We start from the raw sequence: 19,086 nt of genomic DNA, 5'->3' as shown, positions 1-19,086 counted from the left end.
ATGAGCATATCACACATTACCATACATTATTATCACAGTGATTTGAATGAAAAAGACGATTTTATCCACACTCACTTACTTATTAATATTTGCAATGATTTATGGCGTGGTCAATTGGTATCGCGCGCCCACCATGCCCAATGCACCCAGCTTAAGCTATGTAAACAGTCAAAATCAAACCATTGATGTCGTCGCACACAGCCATCATGAGCCAATTTTGATTTATTTTTGGGGAACTTGGTGTGCAATTTGCGAATTTACCACACCAAATATCCAAACTTTACATACCAATGGCACACCGATCATTACAGTGGCAGTACAGTCCGACAGCACCGAGCAATTAATACATCATATGCAGTCGCACGGCTATGATTTTACGACAATCAATGATTTAGATGGCAGTATTTTTAATGAATGGCAAGGCAAAGTTACCCCATCTTTTGTGATTTTAAAAGATGGCAAAATCAGCCAAAGATTCACAGGTATTGCACCGCTTTGGTCATTAAAATTACGGCTACTATTGAGTAGTTTGAGCAGCTTTAGCTGATTGAAACCCAATCAGCTTATACTGTACTCGTGTTATAATAGCGGCTTAAAAGATCAATCTTTAACATTTTAGGAAAAACATCATGAATGCACATGGTACGCTGTACATCATTACCGCCGCATCAGGCACGGGCAAAACCAGCTTGGTTAAAGAACTGCTTGCAAGTACAAAAGACTTACAAGTGAGTATTTCTCATACCACAAGACAGCCCAGACCTGCCGAAACTGATGGCGTACATTATCATTTTATAGATAAAAATAATTTTGAACAGCTCATCGCAGATGGTGCATTTTTTGAATATGCCGAAGTCTTTGGCAATTATTATGGCACAAGCAAACAGGCGGTTGATGAGCTGCTCGCCCAAGGCATTGATGTCATCTTAGAGATTGATTGGCAAGGTGCATTACAAGTCAAAAAACAAGCCCCTGATGCAATCATGATTTTTATCCTGCCACCAAATAAAGATGCCTTACAAAGTCGCCTATCCCATCGTGGGCAAGACAGCATTGATGTCATTAGGCTTCGTCTGGCAGGTGCGGTTACTGAGATGAAAAACTATCATCATTTTGATTATGTTGTCATCAATGACGATTTTTCTGATGCACTCAATGACTTACAATGTATCATCAAGGCACAGCGTCTCACCACCGCCAAACAACAAACAAATCACCGCACTTTAATTGATGCTCTATTGTCGGATGTTTGATGTTACGCTTGGTTTTACTGGGGCTGTTGGCAGGATTCTTTTTTAGCAGTACCTTTGTATTGAACGAGCTGATGGCAAGTCAAGGTGGTCATTGGTATTGGTCAGCAAGCGGCCGCTATATTTTTATGTGGCTGATTTTAAGTGTGCTGATCGCACTAAAGGACGGTTTTACCACACTCATCAGCTTATATCAGTTATTTTTACAACACGCCATTTTTTGGTGTTTGGCAGGTGGTATTGGGTTTGGTGGATTTTATGCGTTTTTGTGTTTTGGGGCAAACCACGCCCCTGGCTGGGTGATTGCCGCAACCTTTCAATTTACCAGCGTAGCCAGCCTAATTATCTTGACCTTATTTGGTGAGAGGTTAAACAAAGCCATCATTGGTACAAGCCTACTCATATTCTTGGGCGTACTTATCACCAATTTTGGTGAAGGCTTGCACGATGACTCAACATCGCTAAGCGACTTATTGTTATTAGGTGCATTGCCTGCACTACTGGCAGGGTTTTGCTTTCCTATTGGCAATCAGCTTGTATGGTACGCCTCATCAGCCATTAATAACAACCAAAGATTGGTGTATATTCCACGCATGACCTCACCTTTGATGTCAAGTGCCTTAAACAAGGTCTGGCTAATGAGTGTTGGCTCATTGCCATTTTGGATAGTTTTGGGTCTGATCATCGCTCCAAAACTGCCCAGCACATCTCAAACGATGCACACTTTTTTGGTGGCATTGTTCGCAGGCGTCATTGCCACCAGCATTTTTCTATTTGCTCGTGGTAAGGCAACAACAGGTGGGCAAATCGCCGCCATTGACGCCACTCAGGCCAGCGAGATGATTTTTGCCATCATTGGTGGCGTGCTACTGCTTGGATCATCATTACCATCAATGCTGAGCCAGATTGGCATCATGCTGGTGATTGTAGGTTTGATCAGATTTGCCAAAATGCAAGCCTAGCTGTATTTAATATTAAGGTCGTATTCATGGAGACATTCAGTCCAGAAATGATGATTTATTTGCTTGATATGGTGGGCATCGTGGCCTGTGCGATTGCAGGAACGACACTGGCACTGCATCGACAGTTTGACTTTTTTGGTTGTATTTTAGTATCCATGGTCAATGCCATTGGTGGGGGTACAATTCGTGATATCATGCTAGACCGCCACCCATTGTTTTGGATGATGGACTTAAATTATGTCATCATCATCACGATCACCTCGCTTGTCTGTCAGATGTTTTTTACATTGTATCAAAAAATCAATTGGACACTCAAATTCTTTGATGCCATTGGCTTGGCAGCATTTAGCGTGATTGGACTAAAAGTCGGATTGTTATTTGGCACCCACCCATTGATTGCAATCATGATGGCGGTATTAACCAGCATTGCAGGCGGTATCATGCGAGACATGATTTGTCATGAAATTCCACTAGTCCTACAAAAAGAAATCTACATCAGTGCCAGCATTGCAGGCTCATTGCTGTATCTGTTTCTTGGTTTGATTGGTATGGCAGACAACATTCAAGACACGCTGGCCTTGGTAACAATTTTTGCCATACGAATGCTGGCTGTGCGATTCGATTGGCATTTACCATCAATTCGCCTAAATTTTTCAAACTGATACTTAAAAACCCATCAACTTTGATGGGTTTTGTGGCAACAAGCTTAATCACAAATACCTACTCACCACATCTGCCATCAGCTCAATATGCAGTGTATCGGTATTTAAAGCAGGGATATACTCATAAGATTTACCGCCTGCATTGATGAAATTATCACGGTTTTCTACCGCCAGCTCCTCCAAAGTTTCTAGGCAGTCGGCCGAAAATGCAGGGCTTAGCACCTGTACCGACACGCCCTGAGCACCCCACTGAGTCAGCAATTCATCAGTATAGGGTTTTAGCCACTCTTGAGCCCCAAAGCGGGACTGAAAACTTAGTGCCCACTCATGCGTATCCAGACCCAGCTCACTTGCCACAAGCTCTGCTGTTTTATGGCATTGCTCAGCATAAGGGTCGCCTTTATCTGCATAAGGCTTGGGAATGCCATGAAAACTCATGAGCAGACGGTCAGCTCGCCCATATTCTGCCCAATGTTTACGCACGCTGTGTGCTAACGCCTGTATGTATAAATGATGGTCATGATAATCTCTAATAAACTGTACCGCAGGCACATTTCGCTCTTTTTTACAAAAATCCGCCACTTTGTCAAATACCGCCCCTGTGGTCGTGGCAGAATACTGCGGATATAAAGAAAAGACAATAAAATCATCATAGCCCTTATCTTGCAGTTCACGCATGACATTTTTAATATTAGGATTGCCATAGGTGGTTGCAGCAAAAACAGGAATGTCTTTACCGTTTTGTCGTAATTTATCCTGCAAAAGATGTGCTTGGTTTTTTAAAATCGCCAAAAGAGGTGAGCCTTCAGCTGTCCACACACTTTGATAAGCGTGAGCAACACGCTTAGGGCGAGTGGTTAATACAAAAAGATTTAGGATAATCTGCCAAATAAACGGAGGAATCTCAATCACCCGAGTATCAGACAAAAACTCACGCAAATAGCGACGAACGCTGGCTGGCGTCGGCTCATCAGGCGTGCCAAGATTAACAAGTAAAATGGCGGTTTTCATAAAAACATTATTATTTAGACCAAAAATCGACTTAGTTTAGCATTTTTTGGCAAAAATAGCAGGCACTTTTATCAATCGTTTTGTTTTTTTATTTAAAACAATGATGCAATGGTATGACTGCTCGTGTTTTAGGGCAAATCGCTTTATCAAAGATTGATTAAAAGCTGTCCAAAATGTTAAAATGACCATCAATCTGATCCAAAATAATAAACCATCATGGATAATTTCGTGGATAACCAAATACCTTCGTATCTTGACCCTACTTCGGTCGGCATTGTAACACCACAGACTTTGCACTTTGATGAGCCATTAAAGTTAGAATGCGAGCGGATATTGCCAAGTTTTGATTTGGTGATAGAAACCTATGGCAAGTTAAATATTGACAAAACAAACGCCATTTTGATTTGCCATGCTTTATCAGGCTCGCACCACGCCGCAGGCTATCATCACAAAACAGACGACAAAGCAGGTTGGTGGGACGCACTCATTGGCAAGGGCAAAGCCATTGATACTGATGAATTTTTTGTGGTGTGTCTTAATAACATCGGTTCATGCCATGGTTCAACAGGCCCTACCACAATCAACCCTGATACGGGCAAATTATGGGGGGCAGACTTTCCTTTGATTACAATCAAAGACTGGGTAAAAACACAAGTGCTACTCTCAGACCGACTTGGTATTGACAAATGGCACGCCATCATCGGTGGCTCTATGGGTGGTATGCAGGCACTGCAATGGTCGGTGGATTATCCAGACCGTCTAGAAAGAGCTGTCATCATCGCAAGCACGCCCAAATTATCCGCTCAAAATATCGCCTTTAATGAAGTCGCTCGCCAGTCCATACTTTGCGACCCTGATTTTCATAATGGCTGGTATGTCAATCACAACACCTACCCAAGACGCGGTTTGATTCTTGCCAGAATGGTGGGGCACATCACCTACATCACCGAAGAGGCAATGAAGGCAAAATTTGGACGAGATTTAAAATCTGGCAAGTTCATGTATGGCTATGATGTAGAATTTCAAGTAGAGAGCTATCTGCGATATCAAGGTGAAAGGTTTAGCAAAAACTTTGATGCCAATACCTATCTTTTGATGACCAAAGCCTTGGACTACTTTGACCCCACACGAGATTATGCCAACGACAGCTTAGACGAAAAAACTGCACTCAAACAGACGCTTGCACGCACCCAATGCCAGTTTTTGGTCGTCTCATTTACTACCGATTGGCGATTTAGCCCAGAACGCTCGGTAGAGATTGTAGATGCACTCATGGCAAACAGTAAGAACGTCAGCTTTATCAATGTAGATGCCCCGCATGGGCACGATTCTTTTTTGTTTGACATTCCACGCTACACCAATGCAATCAAGGGTTTTTTATCTGCTCCAATTTTAAAAAGTTCGCCAAAAGAACAGGCTCAGTATGACACAATAAACCCACAAGAAATTTCAAAACTGGCAAGAGCATGAATTTAAAATAGGAAAAACCATGAACAACATTGATCACCAACTTGCCGAAAAATGGATAAAACCCAACGCCAAAGTATTGGATTTAGGCTGTGGAGACGGGACGCTTTTGGCTCATTTACAAGACCGTCTGGGCGTATCGGGCTACGGCCTAGAAATTGACTCAGACAGAATCAATCAGGCAATTGCCAAAGGATTAAACATCATTGAACAAGATTTGAACGATGGGCTAGATCGCTTTGCTGATGACAGTTTTGATACTGTGGTCATGGCTCGTGCCTTACAAGCAGTAAAAAACCCACAAGCCCTACTCAATGATATGCTAAGAGTTGCCAAAGAGGGTATTGTTACCTTTCCTAATTTTGCCTACTGGCAAAACCGTGTCTATCTTGGCATCAAGGGCATCATGCCGATGAGCGAAACCCTGCCATACCAATGGCACAACACACCCAACATACATCTGTGCACTTTTAAAGATTTTGAACAGCTCTGCAAAGACAACAACATTTGCATACTAGATACGGTCGCCATCAATGACAATACCAATCTACCCACCCAATTGATGGGTAGATTTGTCAAGTACGCCCCAAATTTACTTGCCGATGTGGCCATTTATCGCATCAGTAAAAATTAGCACCGCCATGATACATTGAATTTATTAGTAAAAAATGCTAATATGTTGTCATATTGCATATGCCACGATATCATCAGTTTTATTTTGATTTTATGGCTCAGATGTGTCATTTTTTATTTGGAGTTCTCATGAAAATGCTTAAAGTTGCCCTGCTTTTTATAACACTTGGTACAGTTGCAACTGCCCACGCACAGACCGAAACAATCACCACAAGTCTTGAAAGCACCAACTTTGAATATATGAGTATCAGCAGTCTGGCCGTCAAAGCTGCACAAGGCGACCATCATGCACAATTTTTCTTAGCCAAACGACTACAAAAAGGTGAAGGTGTCGCCAAAGATGCTGTCAAAGCGGCTTATTGGTATACTCGTGCTGCCGAGCATAATATTGCTCCTGCACAATTAAATCTTGGCATCATGTATCTGCGTGGTGAAGGCATTAAAGCCGACATGGATGAAGGCAGAAAATGGCTTGAAAAAGCCGCCAACCTTGGTGATAACCGTGCCAGCTACGCCCTTGCGATGATTGATGAAAAACAACAACGCTTGGTTGATGCCTATAAATGGTACGACCTGTCAACGCGTGAGGGTATGCTTGACCAAAAAATCAAAAATAAAGCTCAAAATAAAATTGGTCAGTTAGCACTAAATCTTTCATCAAGCGACATACAAAAAGCCAAAAACAGTGCAGACAGTTGGTTTCAAATCAAATAACCGCCATATTTTTAAAAAACCGCTTTAATTTTAAAAGCGGTTTTTATTTATTTTTTTCAAAACAAACAACCTTGCCCTATTTGACTGACTACTTGATTAGCCACTTTGACATCAAAACCACGCACGACCAATTTTTCTTTTAGCGTTTTTATATTATAAAAAGAATGGGCGTTGGTGGTGTTTTGAAAATAAATAAACAGCTCATCAAATTGCTCAGATTTAGCAAAAATATCATCGGCAATTTTGCCAAGCTCATCATCGCTATAACGATAATTATGGCGGTCTTTGGCAGAATTTTCGTCCCACCAGTTTTTATTATGACCGTGCAGGCGATAATAGGCGGTGCGAGTGTTCACCCAAAATGGCGTATTGGGTAGTCCGATGTTTTTTGGATAATCGGCATTTACCCAAATAATATGGGATAATTTGGCAAAATAATCAAACACAGGATTGATGTGCCAGCTGGGGTGGCGAAATTCTATGGCAAGCGGATAACCGTCAAACCATTTTACCACTTCGCCCAAATATTGACGATTGGCAAGCGTACGCTCAAAGCTGTGAGCAAATTGCAATAACAAAGGGGCAAGTTGTGCGTCAAAGGGTGCTAACATCGCCAAAAAATCTTGGGCGAATTGGGCGATTGCTGTGTGATTATGGCTAAAATCTTGGTGCAGTTTAAACGAAAATTTTAGCCGTTCATCAGCTTTGGCAAACATACCTTGCACAGTCTTTTGACCGATAGGTGCGTGAAAACTGCTGTTTATCTCCACGCAGTCGTAATGATTGGCATAATGGTGCAAAAACTCACTGGGGCGTGTGCCGTGTGGATACAGCGTGCCAAGTAGGTCGCTATCGCTGTATCCACCTGTACCGATATAAATTATTGATTTCATTATAAAAATCCTGAAAAATAGAAAACCGTTCGTGCTGAGCTTGTCGAAGCATCGGACAGTTTTTTCGCTACCCTTCGACTTAGCTCAGGGCGAACGAAAAAAACCTATTTTACAACAGAATTTATATTTACAATCAAACAATCGGCGGTGTATAAGTGCCGTTTTGAATGTCATCTTTGATGCGGTCGGCTTGTGCAAGCACTTGATTTAACAATGCCTTGACATTGTCAAGCGTGGCAATGGGGCTTAGCGTTGTCATTTTTAAAGATTGCACATCACGGGTTTTGTCAATCACCCGAGTTACGCCAATATTGGCAACGCCACGGGCGAATAATTCATCGGCGACATTTTGGTTTAGGCTGTCAATCAAATGCGTTGGATACCCTTTTGGCACAACACGAAACAACACGCTGGCAAATTGCACATCAACCAGTAATTCTAAGCCGTCTGTTTGTTTGATGTAGTCCGCCACTTGGCGAGTTAAATCAACGCCGTGGTCAATCATTGAACCATACAACTCTTCGCCCAAGGCTTCAATGGTTAGCCACAGTTTTAGGGCGTCAAATCGGCGTGTGGTTTGCAGTGATTTTGACACCAAATTTGGCACGCCGTGCTCTTCGTCATAGGCAGAATTAAGATACTCGGCTTCATAGTGCATAAAGCGGTAATTTTGTTCGTCTTTTAATAAAAACGCCCCACACGAAATGCTTTGAAAATAATGCTTATGAAAATCCAGCGTTACCGAGTCGGATAGCTCAATGCCGTCAAGCATATCACGGTAATCGTTGGATAATAATAACGCCCCACCCCACGCCGCATCAATGTGTAGCCACGAGCCAAGCTCATCGCAAAGCGTACGAATGGTTTTGATGTCATCAATCGCCCCTGCGTCCGTTGTGCCAGCCGTTGCCACCACACACGCCACGATTTTACCGTCCGCCTTCAAATCCGCCAAAATCCGTGCAAGGGCATCGGTATCCATTTGGGCGTGGTCATTGACAGGCACAGCCACAACAGAGCCAAAGCCCATGCCCATCATCGCCATATTTTTTTGTACGCTAAAATGGGCGTTTTGTGAGCAGATGACCTTGACCGTTTGCAACGCATCAGGCGGTATGCCGTCTTGTTGCACGCGCCACGGCTTGCCGTCTTTTTGATAATTTTTGGCAATGCACCAATCCCGAGCAAGCATTACACCCATCAAATTAGACTGCGTACCGCCAGATGTGAAAACGCCTGCCTGCCCTGCCCCATAGCCAACCTTTTGGCGTAACCAGTCAATGAGCTGAGTCTCCATCAGCGAGCCTGCTGGCGACTGGTCCCACGAGTCCATAGATTGGTTGGTGGCATTAATCAATACTTCGGCGATTTGGCTTGCCACCATTGTCGGGCAATGTAAATGGGCAAGCGAATGGGGGTGGTGAACTTTTAGGCTGTTTTTTAAGAATAAATCAACCGCTCTATCTAATGATTTGTGTAGCCCCAAGCCTTGTTTTTGGGGGTTAAAGGCGATTTTGGCACGCAAATCTTTGATACTACCGCCTGTATACATTTTATCTTCTTGTAACCAGTCGGCTACGGCTTGTACCGCTTGGTTCATAGCACTTTCATAGTCGCTAATAGACTGGCTGTCGTTGCACAATAGAGCCTTACGGTGTTGTGGTAGGTTGGTCATATTTTTCCCCTGTCTAATTCAAAATTGCCATTATTATATCATAATTTGACACAATTTAATTACAACTTAATCTGACATCACTCAAAAACCGCTTTTTCAAATTCTTCTATTGCCTGTTCACGCAATATTTTTGCTTGGGTTTTGGCTTGTTTTTGGGCATTTTTGATATTATAAATATGGTTAATTATTGCAATCTGTTCATCATTGGAAATTATTGGTAGGGTCAGACTTTCCAAAAAAGACTTTGGTACTCGTTGCTGACCCGCCGACCCAGTAAAATAAGTCATTGCTGTTGTTAGTAATCTTTTACTTCTCAACAATAAATGTAATAAACGAATATCAAAACCACTATTTTTGATACGCAAAATATGAAATTCTGTTGAACCAAATCCAAAACCATTTAATAAATCATTAGCAATAGCGGATTTGCCATTTTGCATACAAGGTGTAATTTTTGCCCAAAGTAAATCATTTTCTTGAAAGCGAGTATAGTTATTTTGTAATTTATTAATTTCTTTACTCATAATCTCACCATATTCATCAGAAATATTTGCCATTGGAATAAAGCTAATATCTTTATCTTTTGGAATTGATGTACTTGGATTAACCAAAAAATAATTTGTAATCGGTTCATTGCTGTATTTTTTTGATAAAAATACTGTTTCAGCTGTAATATTATTTGTATCTTTTACACTCCATTTTTCCAACTCTTTAAACGCTACAAATTGCAAAATATCTTGTTTTTGCTGTGATACTGATTGCTCAATTTGCACACCTAAGCTATCAAATAAATATTGCTCAATTTCGTCATCTATTTGCTTGGCTTGATTTTCCAAAATTTCTGCCTGCTTGATTTTTTCTTGATAAGCGGATACTAAGGATTTTTGAATATCAATATCAGGTAGGGGGATTTCCAACTGTTTAATAAAATCAAAAGTTGCTTCGTTTTTAATTCCGTCCGCTCTTAAAAAGGATAAATACTCTTGGAACTTTGATGCTCGCAACGCCATTATCAAATAATCAGTATTTATGTCTTCATTAATAATCTCATAAGGTTGATAGTGTGTTGAGCAAACTAAATCACCAATATTGTTAATTGCCAAAGCTCCCTGATGAAAGTTTATTTTTGAAATCAATAAACTATTTTTTGGCACAAAATATAAATCCATTCCAGTTTTTCTTTCTGGGCGAATGTGAATTTTCCCATCGTTAAAAGAAATTTTTGCCACAACATCGGTTTGATTATCATAATCTTTTTTAGCAATTTTCTGTTTTTTTGGATATAAAACCTCTGATAATTTAATTAAATTGAATAGACTTTGAATTTTGTGTGGATTTGTATAATAACTAACATACCATTTATCAAGTTGCTTAAAATTAACAAATTTCAAAGTCTCCATTACATCACCCCATTTTCCCAAAGCTGATTTTGTTTACGATAATTTTCAAACTCTGCTTTTAAAATAGGTAATTGATTAGCATTGGTTGGCTTACCTGTACTATCAATACCAGCATCAGAAATTTCAGCAATCGCAATCTGATAATCAAACGTATCTTTGATAGTTTGACGAATTTCAGATTGAATTTGGATTTCTAATCGCTTTAAGTCAGCCTTGGCTTGGGATTTTTTAGCTTTTAACTCATTTTGCAATCGTTTATTTTCAGCTTTGATTTGAACTTTTTCTTCATCGCTGGCATTTTTGGGTACTCTTAATGTTAAGGCTTTCTCATCTAAAATCGCCGTTAATTCATCAATTTTTGTTTGATATTTCGCATAAACTTCATCGGTCGCACGCTGACTGATTTGCTGATATTGCAATTCTTCTGCTTCGCTAAAACGCTTCATAAATAATACACTTGTTTTTACAGTGGCTTTGGCAGAATTAAACACATCGGACGGTAAAGAAGTAATCAGCAAAATTTTGGCTCTACTTTCAAAGTATTCACGCACTTTTTGTAAATTGGCATTATTTAATACGCCTTCTGGCAATACAACGCCCATTCGTCCGCCTTTTTTGAGTAGTTTTAAACAGCGTTCCATAAATAATACTTCGGTTAAACTGCTAAATTGTCCCACATCAAATTTATCAATGATTGCCACGCCACTTTCAATATCCTGTTTGCGTGCATCGCTAATCATTTCATAATTGGGATATTTTTTAGCCCAATCGGTATAATGGGTTTTTGCAGTTAAATCATCTTCGGCAGTGAATTTTAAATCTTTGGCAACACTAGAACCAAAAGGCGGATTGGTTAAAATAATATCAAAGCGTTCTTCAAAAATGCCATTGATATTTAATAAGCCATCATTATGATGTACGCCACCGTGTCCATCGCCGTGCATAATCATATTCATTTTTGAAACGCGTGCCATTCGTGGATTGGCATCTGTGCCAAAAATACAGTTATGCGAAAGATGATACAGACGGCTATTGGTATTATCCAAGTTCAATTCATTGTTTAACTGTTTAAATAATTCATCTACTTGATTTTCTGTTGTAAGTTTTTTATTTTCATCAGCAATTTCGTATGCTTCATTAAAATATTCTTCTTTGATTTTTTCTTTTTGCAATTCAATATCTGTAATAATTTTTTCACGCATATATTCAAAGGCATTAATTAAAAAACCACCAGAACCACAGCAAGGGTCGCAGACCGTTTCTTTTTCTTGTGGGTCTAAAATTTCAGTCATAAACTCCACAACGGTGCGTGGCGTAAAAAATTGACCTAATTCACCACGAAATGTTGAACCCAAGAATTTTTCAAATGCAATGCCTTTAACATCATCTGATGTTTTAGATAAATTATAAATTTCCAATTTTTCTACAATCGCCAAAAAACTTTCACGACGGATTTTAATGACATCATCATCAGAAAATAGTGTTTCTTTGGTATAATTTTCTTTGGTTCTTCTAAAAATGAATTGTAAATAATCCGTATTTTTATCTTCTCCTTGTAAATAAGGGCGAATATTTTTAATAAAATTTTGTTCTTGATTTTCAAATTCTTTTTTGGAAAAAATCTGTGTTACGCCATTATTATTTTTATTTTCTCTTTCAAAAACAATTTTGGTAAATAAAATTTTACTAATTTCATCAAAACAGGCTTCTGGTGAAAGTTTATCGTTATTTCTGATAATGTTATGACATTGATGTAAAAGTTTGGCAAATTCATCTTTTTCAAAGACTTTTTCTTCGGTCAAAATTTGCTTAACTGCATTATCGTCTAATAGTTGCTGAGCTGTTGGAATATTAGCAAGCTCTTTGCCTAGATGTTTAGGAAGTTTGTCTTTATAAACTTGAAAATAACGGGTCTCTTTACTATTATGCGTTACAAAAAAATCTGCCCCTGCCCAAGTGGCATAATTTAATCCTTGATAATAATCTTCTGGAGCAATCGTTACATTGTCCGATTTACATTCAATGACAATGCTTGCAATTCTATTCTCGTTTTTATCTTGAGCTGTTTTCCAAATGACAATATCCGCTCTGGCTCGCCCTGTACCACGAGATGAATTGGTTAAACTTAATTCCTGTGCCATTTGCTTCAATGAATAACCATAATCATTAACCAAAGTGCAGATGAATTTTTGGCGGACTTCTTCTTCAGGGGTATACTTTAGCCATTTTTCTAAAAGTGGGGCAAAAATTTGATTTTTCTTATCATCAAATTGGTATACTAGGTTGCTTGGTTGCATTTTGCGAGTTTCCGTAGAAAATATTAAGTAAGATTTTTGTATACTAACAAATTTTTTGATAAATATAAAGCCAGTTTGTTCTATAAAAAGACGCACCATTTGGCACGCCTTTTTTGGTTGATTAGGTTAATTGGAATTACCCACGCACCGCCTTCATCGCTTCGCCCACCGCTTTTTTAAAGCGGTCAATGACCATCTCACATTCTTTACGGCTAATGGTAATTGGACACAATAAACGCACCACCGTGCCATTTCTACCGCCACGCTCCAAAAGTAGCTTATTATTAAAGCACGCCTTTTGAATCTCGGCTGCCAAAACGCCATCGGCAGGATACGAGCCCATATGGTCGGCAGACGCTCTGTCGTCCACAATCTCAATGCCTGTCATCAAGCCACGCCCACGCACATTGCCAATGCAAGGATATTCTTGTGCAATCTTACGCAATTCTTCACGCAAAAACTCGCCTTGAATGCGTGAATTTTCGGTGAGATTATTTTTGCTGATTTCTTCAAGTACATTATACCCTGCTGCCATTGCCAGCTGATTGCCACGAAAAGTACCAGTATGACCTGCTGGCGACCACGCATCAAATTTTTTGTGCATTGCCAGTACGCAAAGGGGCAAACCACCACCCACCGCCTTACTCATCACCACCACATCAGGGACAATGTCAGAATGCTCAAAGGCGAACATCTTGCCAGAACGAGCAAAGCCTGCTTGCACTTCATCTAGGATAAGTACAATATCGTGGCGGGCGGTTACTTCACGAATTTTTTGGAGCCATTTTTTGGGGGCGACAACCACACCGCCTTCGCCTTGAATGGCTTCTAGGATAACGGCAGCGGGTTTTACCACGCCACTTTCTACATCTTCAATAAAGTTTTCAAAATAATAAGTCAAGGCGTCCACGCCTGCTTCACCGCCAAGCCCCAAAGGACAGCGATACTCGTGTGGATAAGGCATAAATTGCACGCCTGCCATCAAATTACCCACTTTTTGTTTGGCGGACAAATTACCTGTCATCGCCAAAGCACCGTGCGTCATACCGTGATAACCACCGCTAAACGCAATAACATTATCACGCCCTGTATAGGTTTTGGCAAGTTTTATCGCCGCTTCGGTACCGTCCGCCCCTGTTGGGCCACAAAATTGCAAGACAAAGTCCTTGGGGAAAAACGACAACAGCTTTTCGCTAAATGCGTCTTTAATCGGTGTGGTGATATCCAGCGTATGCAGGGGCAAACCGCTGTCTAGCACATCTTTAATGGCGTTAATGGTCGCAGGGTGATTATGTCCCAGTGCCAGCGTACCAGCCCCTGCCAAGCAGTCTAGGTATTCATTACCTTCTACATCGGTAACCCAGCACCCTTGTGCTTTGGCAATCGCCAAAGGCAATTTGCGTGGGTAGCTTCTGACATTGGATTCCATCTGGTTTTGGCGAGACAGGTAGTAGTCGTTGGTTGCACCAGTTGGGGCTAAAACAGGGGTGTGTGTAGAATGAACGCTCATATCGGATTACCATCTCAGATAAGGGTTAGAAGAAAAACCTATGGACTTGCTCTGCAAATCCCTAAACCCAAACCCAATTTTTGCTTTTTAAGCGGTGAAATTTGGGTTTAACAAGGTCGCGACGTTCGGTATGTAACTCAATCGGCAGAAGGGTAAAAAAAGTAAAAATGCCAATTGCACACCAGTTTTGCAAGAGTAATCACCCTATTATTACAGGTTGATAGACAAAAAAACAGAGTGATTCAACCGCTTGCACGGCAATATCTTTTAAATTCGCTAGTTTTGGTCAGTTTTAAATATTAAAATTAAATAAAACAGCCATTAAAATTTAAAAGGCGGCAAATTATAACACATGAGCTGAATTTAACAAGCCTTTTGCAAAAAATGTATGTATTTTGGTAAAGCCAGCCAAAAAAAATACCACTCACCATCAGTGAGCGGTATTTTTATCAATCATCAACAAGACTATGCCAACTGAGCCACACTGATCTTATCAGACTTGTTGGTGTATTCGCTCATTTGGTCGAAGTTTAAATAATTATAAACCTCAGCCTCCATAGAAGACAATTTACCTGCATACGCCATATACTCATCTACCGTAGGCAACTTACCCAAAACCGATGCCACCGAGGCAAGCTCTGCAGACGCCAAATAAACATTGGCACCTTGCCCTAAGCGGTTGGGAAAGTTACGAGTTGATGTAGAAACGGCTGTACAGTTGGGGGCAATGCGTGCTTGGTTACCCATACACAAGCTACAACCTGGCATTTCGGTGCGTGCACCTGCCTGGGCATAAGTATTGTAGTAGCCTTCGTCCATCAATTGCTTTTCGTCCATTTTGGTGGGCGGAGCAATCCAAAGACGGGTGGTCAAACTGCCCGCTGGCACTTCTTGCAACAGTTTGCCTGCGGCACGAAAATGCCCAATATTGGTCATACAAGAACCGATGAACACCTCGTCAATCTTATCGCCTGCCACTTCTGACAACAGCTTGGCGTCATCAGGGTCATTGGGGCAACACAAAATCGGCTCTTTGATGTCGGCAAGGTCAATCTCATAGACTTTGGTGTACTCGGCATCAGGGTCGGCTTTTAGTAGGCTTGGATTGTCCAGCCATTTTTGCATATTTTCGGCACGGCGAGCCAAAGTACGAGCATCACCATACCCTTCGGCAATCATCCATTTGAGCATAACAATGTTAGAACGCAAGTACTCCGCCACTTTTTCTTCAGATACCGTGATGGCACAGCCTGCGGCACTGCGTTCGGCAGACGCATCGGACAACTCAAAGGCTTGTTCTACGGTCAAATCGTTTTCCATCTCGGTCAAGTCAATCTCAAGAATGCGACCGCTAAAGATGTTCTTTTTGCCTTTTTTCTCAACTGTCAAATCGCCTTCTTGAATGGCAACATAAGGAATGGCGTGTACCAAATCACGCAAAGTAATGCCAGGTTGCATTTTACCTTTGAATTTGACCAAAACCGATTCTGGCATATCAAGAGGCATAACACCCGTTGCTGCAGCAAACGCCACAAGCCCAGAACCTGCTGGGAACGAAATGCCAATTGGGAAACGGGTATGGCTGTCGCCCCCTGTGCCAACAGTATCAGGCAGTAGCATACGGTTTAGCCAAGAGTGAATCACACCATCGCCAGGGCGTAAAGAAACACCGCCACGGTTCATGATAAAATCAGGCAAAGTGTGATGGGTTACCACATCAATGGGCTTAGGATAAGCGGCGGTATGGCAAAACGACTGCATCACCAAATCCGATGAAAAGCCCAAGCACGCCAAATCTTTTAGCTCATCACGGGTCATAGGGCCTGTGGTGTCTTGAGAACCAACGGTGGTCATTTTAGGTTCGCAATAAGTGCCTGGGCGAATGCCTTGACCTTCTGGCAAACCGCAAGCACGACCGACCATTTTTTGTGCCAAAGTAAAGCCTTTGCCACTGTCGGCAGGTTGCTCTGGGGTGCGGAACAAATCAGACGGTGGCAAATCAAGCGCTTCACGAGCCTTGCTGGTTAGGTTACGACCGATAATCAAGTTAATACGACCGCCCGCTCTTACTTCGTCCAAAAGTACAGGGGTTTTTAATTTACTTTGAGCAATTTGCTCACCCTCTTTAAAGGCGGTAACAGTGGCTGTGGCATGATCAATTTTTAGGGTAACTTCATCACCCATGTTCATTTCGGAAACATCAAGCTCAATAGGCAGTGCCCCAGCATCTTCCATCGTATTAAAGAAAATTGGTGCAATTTTACCACCCAGACAAACGCCACCGTCTTTTTTGTTAGGAATGTGGGGAATTTCATCGCCAAAGAACCACAAAACCGAGTTGGTGGCAGATTTACGGCTTGAACCTGTACCAACCACATCGCCCACATACGCCACAGGGTTGCCCTTAGCAATCAGTTCTTTAATTTGACCCAAAGGACCAACTTCGCCATTTTTTTCAGGGACAATGCCATCACGGGCATTCTTTAACATCGCATTGGCGTGCAATGGAATGTCAGGACGGCTCCAAGCGTCTTGGGCAGGGGATAAGTCGTCTGTGTTGGTTTCGCCCGTTACTTTAAATACCGTGATGGTCATCTCAGCAGGAACATCAGGACGGCTGGTAAACCATTCGCCTTTCGCCCAAGACTCCAATACCGCTTTGGCATTGGCGTTGCCTGCTTTAGCTTTTTCTTCAACATCATGAAAGGCATCAAATACAAGCAAAGTCTTTTTGAGTGCGTCCGCTGCCAATCCACCAAGCTCGCTGTCGTCCAACAAATTAACCAACGGTGCAACATTATAGCCACCAAGCATTGTACCCAACAGATACACCGCACGCTCTTTGCTTACCAATGGAGAGGTTGCCTCACCTTTGACCACAGCGTTTAAAAATGCCGCCTTAACATAAGCCGCTTGGTCCACGCCTGCTGGCACACGGTTTTCAAGCAAATCCACCAAATAGGCCTCCTCGCCTGCTGGTGGATTCTTTAAAAGCTCAACCAAGTCGGCAGTTTGTGCATCAGTCAGTGGCTGTGGAGGAACACCCAAAGCTTCACGCTCTGCGACATGAGCTCTGTATTCGGCTAACATTTGAGACATAGCTTTTTTCCTTTTTTAAAAGTTGATAGTCTGTAAGTGCCTGATAATGAATATTTTTATGCAAATAATTATCAAGTGCCTAGACATTGATTTTACAGGCAATCTGCCTAAATTTACGCTCATATATAATAGCCTAAATTTACCATAAATTCAAAAAATTATCTTTCATAACCAACATTTATTTAAAAAATGATTCACCAACCATTATTTTAAGCAAATATTTTAAGCAAAATTTTTCAAAAAAATAAAGAATAAAGTTCAATAAAATGACATTTGCCCTGCATCATTTGGCATCAAGACAGATTTATCACCTTTAAATGTCAAATGACGCCAACCAACTTTTCCCATCGCTTTTTACCTTAAAATAAGGTAGAATAACCTCATTTATCAAAATATTTATCAACATTTAGAACATTAAACATATTTAATCATAAAGGCAAAATATGACCGCTGTCCAAACCTACACCCCCACCCCCAAAGCACCGCCCAAAAAAGCCGTACAAGGCGAAAAACTGCGTGGCTATGACAAAGTGGCACGCATTCCCATTAAGGTCATTCCGACACTTGACACGCCAAAAAAACCTGACTGGATACGAGTCAAACTGTCAAGCCCTGCCGAGGTAGAACGCATCAAATCCACCTTACGCACCCAAAAACTCTACACCGTCTGCGAAGAAGCCGCCTGCCCCAATCTGCCCCAATGTTTTGGCGATGGCACAGCCACTTTTATGATTATGGGCGATATTTGCACACGCCGTTGCCCCTTTTGCGAAGTGGCACACGGACGACCCAATCCCCTAGACACGGACGAACCACGCCATACCGCCGAGACGATTTTGGGACTGGGGCTTAAATATGCCGTCATCACAAGCGTGGATAGAGACGATTTAAAAGACGGCGGAGCGGGTCATTTTGCCGAAGTCATCAGCCAAAGTCGTCAATTATCGCCAAACTGTTTGATTGAAATTTTGGTGCCTGATTTTCGTGGGCGTGAACAGCTTGCCCTAGACATTTTGGCAGACACTGCCCCTGATGTGTTCAACCACAACATTGAGACCGTGCCACGCCTATACAAGGCGTTTCGCCCAGGTTCAGATTATCATCATTCTTTACAACTACTCAAAGACTACAAAGCACGCCGTCCAGACATCGCCACCAAATGCGGATTTATGGTGGGCTTGGGCGAGAGCGAAGACGAAGTGTACCGCCTGCTTGACGACCTAAAAGCCCACGATGTGGATATTATCACGATTGGACAGTATCTTGCCCCAAGCAAAAGCCACGCCCCTGTCACCCGCTATGTCCACCCAGACGAGTTTGCCCGCTATACCGAGTATGGCAAAAAATTAGGCTTTTTTAACATTTGGGCAAACCCAATGGTACGGTCAAGCTATTTTGCCGACCGCCAGTACTATGGCGAGCCTTGCCCACCGCCTGTGCGTTCGGCGAAGGCATTGGCAGAAGAAAAACTTGCCAAAGCCGAGCGTGGCGAAAAAGTGGGGTGTTTTTAAGC

At 41.7% G+C, this 19,086-nt stretch carries 15 protein-coding genes; 8 read left to right on the top strand and 7 right to left on the bottom strand.

Translation table 11 applies throughout. The annotated features are described in order from the left end of the window. Window positions 1-46 precede the first annotated feature (46 nt). The 4 genes from U9670_RS08410 to U9670_RS08395 all read left to right on the top strand — a co-directional run bounded on the left by U9670_RS08410 (window position 47) and on the right by U9670_RS08395 (window position 2,874). Window positions 47-547: a thioredoxin domain-containing protein gene (locus U9670_RS08410; RefSeq protein ID WP_323842415.1), complete on the top strand. Its 501-nt coding sequence runs from the start codon at window positions 47-49 to the stop codon at window positions 545-547. 82 nt (window positions 548-629) lie between these two features. Further along, window positions 630-1,253: a guanylate kinase gene (gene gmk, locus U9670_RS08405; protein ID WP_323842414.1), complete on the top strand. Its 624-nt coding sequence runs from the start codon at window positions 630-632 to the stop codon at window positions 1,251-1,253. Then, complete coding sequence (locus U9670_RS08400) at window positions 1,253-2,212, top strand: multidrug resistance efflux transporter family protein (protein ID WP_323842413.1); 960 nt, start codon at window positions 1,253-1,255, stop codon at window positions 2,210-2,212. Before gmk ends, U9670_RS08400 begins: the two co-directional genes overlap by 1 nt. 26 nt (window positions 2,213-2,238) lie before the next feature. Then, window positions 2,239-2,874 carry a trimeric intracellular cation channel family protein gene (locus tag U9670_RS08395; protein WP_323842412.1) on the top strand — a complete coding sequence of 212 codons (636 nt, stop codon included), beginning with the start codon at window positions 2,239-2,241 and terminating at the stop codon, window positions 2,872-2,874. A 48-nt stretch (window positions 2,875-2,922) separates the two neighbouring features. On the opposite strand, the gene hemH is transcribed toward U9670_RS08395, so the two are convergent. Then, window positions 2,923-3,885, bottom strand: coding sequence for a ferrochelatase (gene hemH / locus U9670_RS08390; RefSeq protein ID WP_323842411.1), 963 nt, complete (start codon window positions 3,883-3,885; stop codon window positions 2,923-2,925). A 228-nt stretch (window positions 3,886-4,113) separates the two neighbouring features. On the opposite strand from hemH, the gene metX reads away from it, so the two are divergent. From metX to U9670_RS08375, 3 genes are all read left to right on the top strand, one after another. Further along, a complete protein-coding gene (gene metX / locus U9670_RS08385; RefSeq protein WP_323842410.1) occupies window positions 4,114-5,355 on the top strand; it encodes a homoserine O-succinyltransferase MetX in 1,242 nt (413 codons plus the stop codon). Window positions 5,356-5,374: 19 nt separating this feature from the next. Continuing rightward, a complete protein-coding gene (metW, locus tag U9670_RS08380; protein ID WP_323842409.1) occupies window positions 5,375-5,986 on the top strand; it encodes a methionine biosynthesis protein MetW in 612 nt (203 codons plus the stop codon). 128 nt (window positions 5,987-6,114) lie between these two features. After that, entirely contained in the window at window positions 6,115-6,699 is a 585-nt protein-coding gene (locus U9670_RS08375) for a tetratricopeptide repeat protein (RefSeq protein WP_323842408.1), read from the top strand. 56 nt (window positions 6,700-6,755) lie between these two features. Here the strand turns inward: U9670_RS08375 and U9670_RS08370 are convergent, their stop codons facing one another. The 6 genes from U9670_RS08370 to U9670_RS08345 all read right to left on the bottom strand — a co-directional run bounded on the left by U9670_RS08370 (window position 6,756) and on the right by U9670_RS08345 (window position 17,564). After that, window positions 6,756-7,592, bottom strand: coding sequence for a DUF72 domain-containing protein (locus U9670_RS08370; RefSeq protein ID WP_323842407.1), 837 nt, complete (start codon window positions 7,590-7,592; stop codon window positions 6,756-6,758). 133 nt (window positions 7,593-7,725) lie between these two features. Further along, window positions 7,726-9,267 (bottom strand): pyridoxal phosphate-dependent decarboxylase family protein, encoded by a 1,542-nt coding sequence (locus U9670_RS08365; protein WP_323842406.1) that lies wholly within the window; start codon window positions 9,265-9,267, stop codon window positions 7,726-7,728. 77 nt (window positions 9,268-9,344) lie between these two features. Then, on the bottom strand, window positions 9,345-10,667 hold the full coding sequence (locus U9670_RS08360) for a restriction endonuclease subunit S (protein ID WP_323842405.1): 1,323 nt from the start codon (window positions 10,665-10,667) through the stop codon (window positions 9,345-9,347). Further along, complete coding sequence (locus U9670_RS08355) at window positions 10,667-12,964, bottom strand: N-6 DNA methylase (protein WP_323842404.1); 2,298 nt, start codon at window positions 12,962-12,964, stop codon at window positions 10,667-10,669. The genes U9670_RS08360 and U9670_RS08355 overlap by 1 nt, the downstream gene beginning before the upstream one ends. Window positions 12,965-13,100: 136 nt before the next feature. Then, window positions 13,101-14,474, bottom strand: a complete 1,374-nt coding sequence (locus tag U9670_RS08350) for a diaminobutyrate--2-oxoglutarate transaminase (RefSeq protein WP_323842403.1) — start codon at window positions 14,472-14,474, stop codon at window positions 13,101-13,103. 465 nt (window positions 14,475-14,939) lie between these two features. After that, window positions 14,940-17,564 (bottom strand): bifunctional aconitate hydratase 2/2-methylisocitrate dehydratase, encoded by a 2,625-nt coding sequence (locus tag U9670_RS08345; protein WP_323842440.1) that lies wholly within the window; start codon window positions 17,562-17,564, stop codon window positions 14,940-14,942. A gap of 452 nt (window positions 17,565-18,016) precedes the next feature. Between U9670_RS08345 and lipA the strand changes: the two genes are divergently transcribed. After that, complete coding sequence (gene lipA, locus U9670_RS08340) at window positions 18,017-19,084, top strand: lipoyl synthase (protein WP_323842402.1); 1,068 nt, start codon at window positions 18,017-18,019, stop codon at window positions 19,082-19,084. The last annotated feature ends 2 nt before the right edge of the window (window positions 19,085-19,086 follow it).

This window comes from Moraxella tarda, from assembly GCF_035181405.1.
Taxonomy (GTDB): Bacteria; Pseudomonadota; Gammaproteobacteria; order Pseudomonadales; family Moraxellaceae; genus Moraxella.
Note: the sequence above shows the minus strand (reverse complement) of the source record. Positions and strands in the feature narration are given on the sequence as shown.

What these genes read in the sequence shown, in the direction of transcription:
- U9670_RS08410 (WP_323842415.1), top strand. Translation starts at nt 47, where the DNA reads ATGAAAAAGACGATTTTATCCACACTCACTTACTTATTAATATTTGCA.
- gmk (WP_323842414.1), top strand. Translation starts at nt 630, where the DNA reads ATGAATGCACATGGTACGCTGTACATCATTACCGCCGCATCAGGCACG.
- U9670_RS08400 (WP_323842413.1), top strand. Translation starts at nt 1,253, where the DNA reads ATGTTACGCTTGGTTTTACTGGGGCTGTTGGCAGGATTCTTTTTTAGC.
- U9670_RS08395 (WP_323842412.1), top strand. Translation starts at nt 2,239, where the DNA reads ATGGAGACATTCAGTCCAGAAATGATGATTTATTTGCTTGATATGGTG.
- hemH (WP_323842411.1), bottom strand. Translation starts at nt 3,885, where the DNA reads ATGAAAACCGCCATTTTACTTGTTAATCTTGGCACGCCTGATGAGCCG.
- metW (WP_323842409.1), top strand. Translation starts at nt 5,375, where the DNA reads ATGAACAACATTGATCACCAACTTGCCGAAAAATGGATAAAACCCAAC.
- U9670_RS08375 (WP_323842408.1), top strand. Translation starts at nt 6,115, where the DNA reads ATGAAAATGCTTAAAGTTGCCCTGCTTTTTATAACACTTGGTACAGTT.
- U9670_RS08370 (WP_323842407.1), bottom strand. Translation starts at nt 7,592, where the DNA reads ATGAAATCAATAATTTATATCGGTACAGGTGGATACAGCGATAGCGAC.
- U9670_RS08365 (WP_323842406.1), bottom strand. Translation starts at nt 9,267, where the DNA reads ATGACCAACCTACCACAACACCGTAAGGCTCTATTGTGCAACGACAGC.
- U9670_RS08360 (WP_323842405.1), bottom strand. Translation starts at nt 10,667, where the DNA reads ATGGAGACTTTGAAATTTGTTAATTTTAAGCAACTTGATAAATGGTAT.
- U9670_RS08355 (WP_323842404.1), bottom strand. Translation starts at nt 12,964, where the DNA reads ATGCAACCAAGCAACCTAGTATACCAATTTGATGATAAGAAAAATCAA.
- U9670_RS08350 (WP_323842403.1), bottom strand. Translation starts at nt 14,474, where the DNA reads ATGAGCGTTCATTCTACACACACCCCTGTTTTAGCCCCAACTGGTGCA.
- U9670_RS08345 (WP_323842440.1), bottom strand. Translation starts at nt 17,564, where the DNA reads ATGTTAGCCGAATACAGAGCTCATGTCGCAGAGCGTGAAGCTTTGGGT.
- lipA (WP_323842402.1), top strand. Translation starts at nt 18,017, where the DNA reads ATGACCGCTGTCCAAACCTACACCCCCACCCCCAAAGCACCGCCCAAA.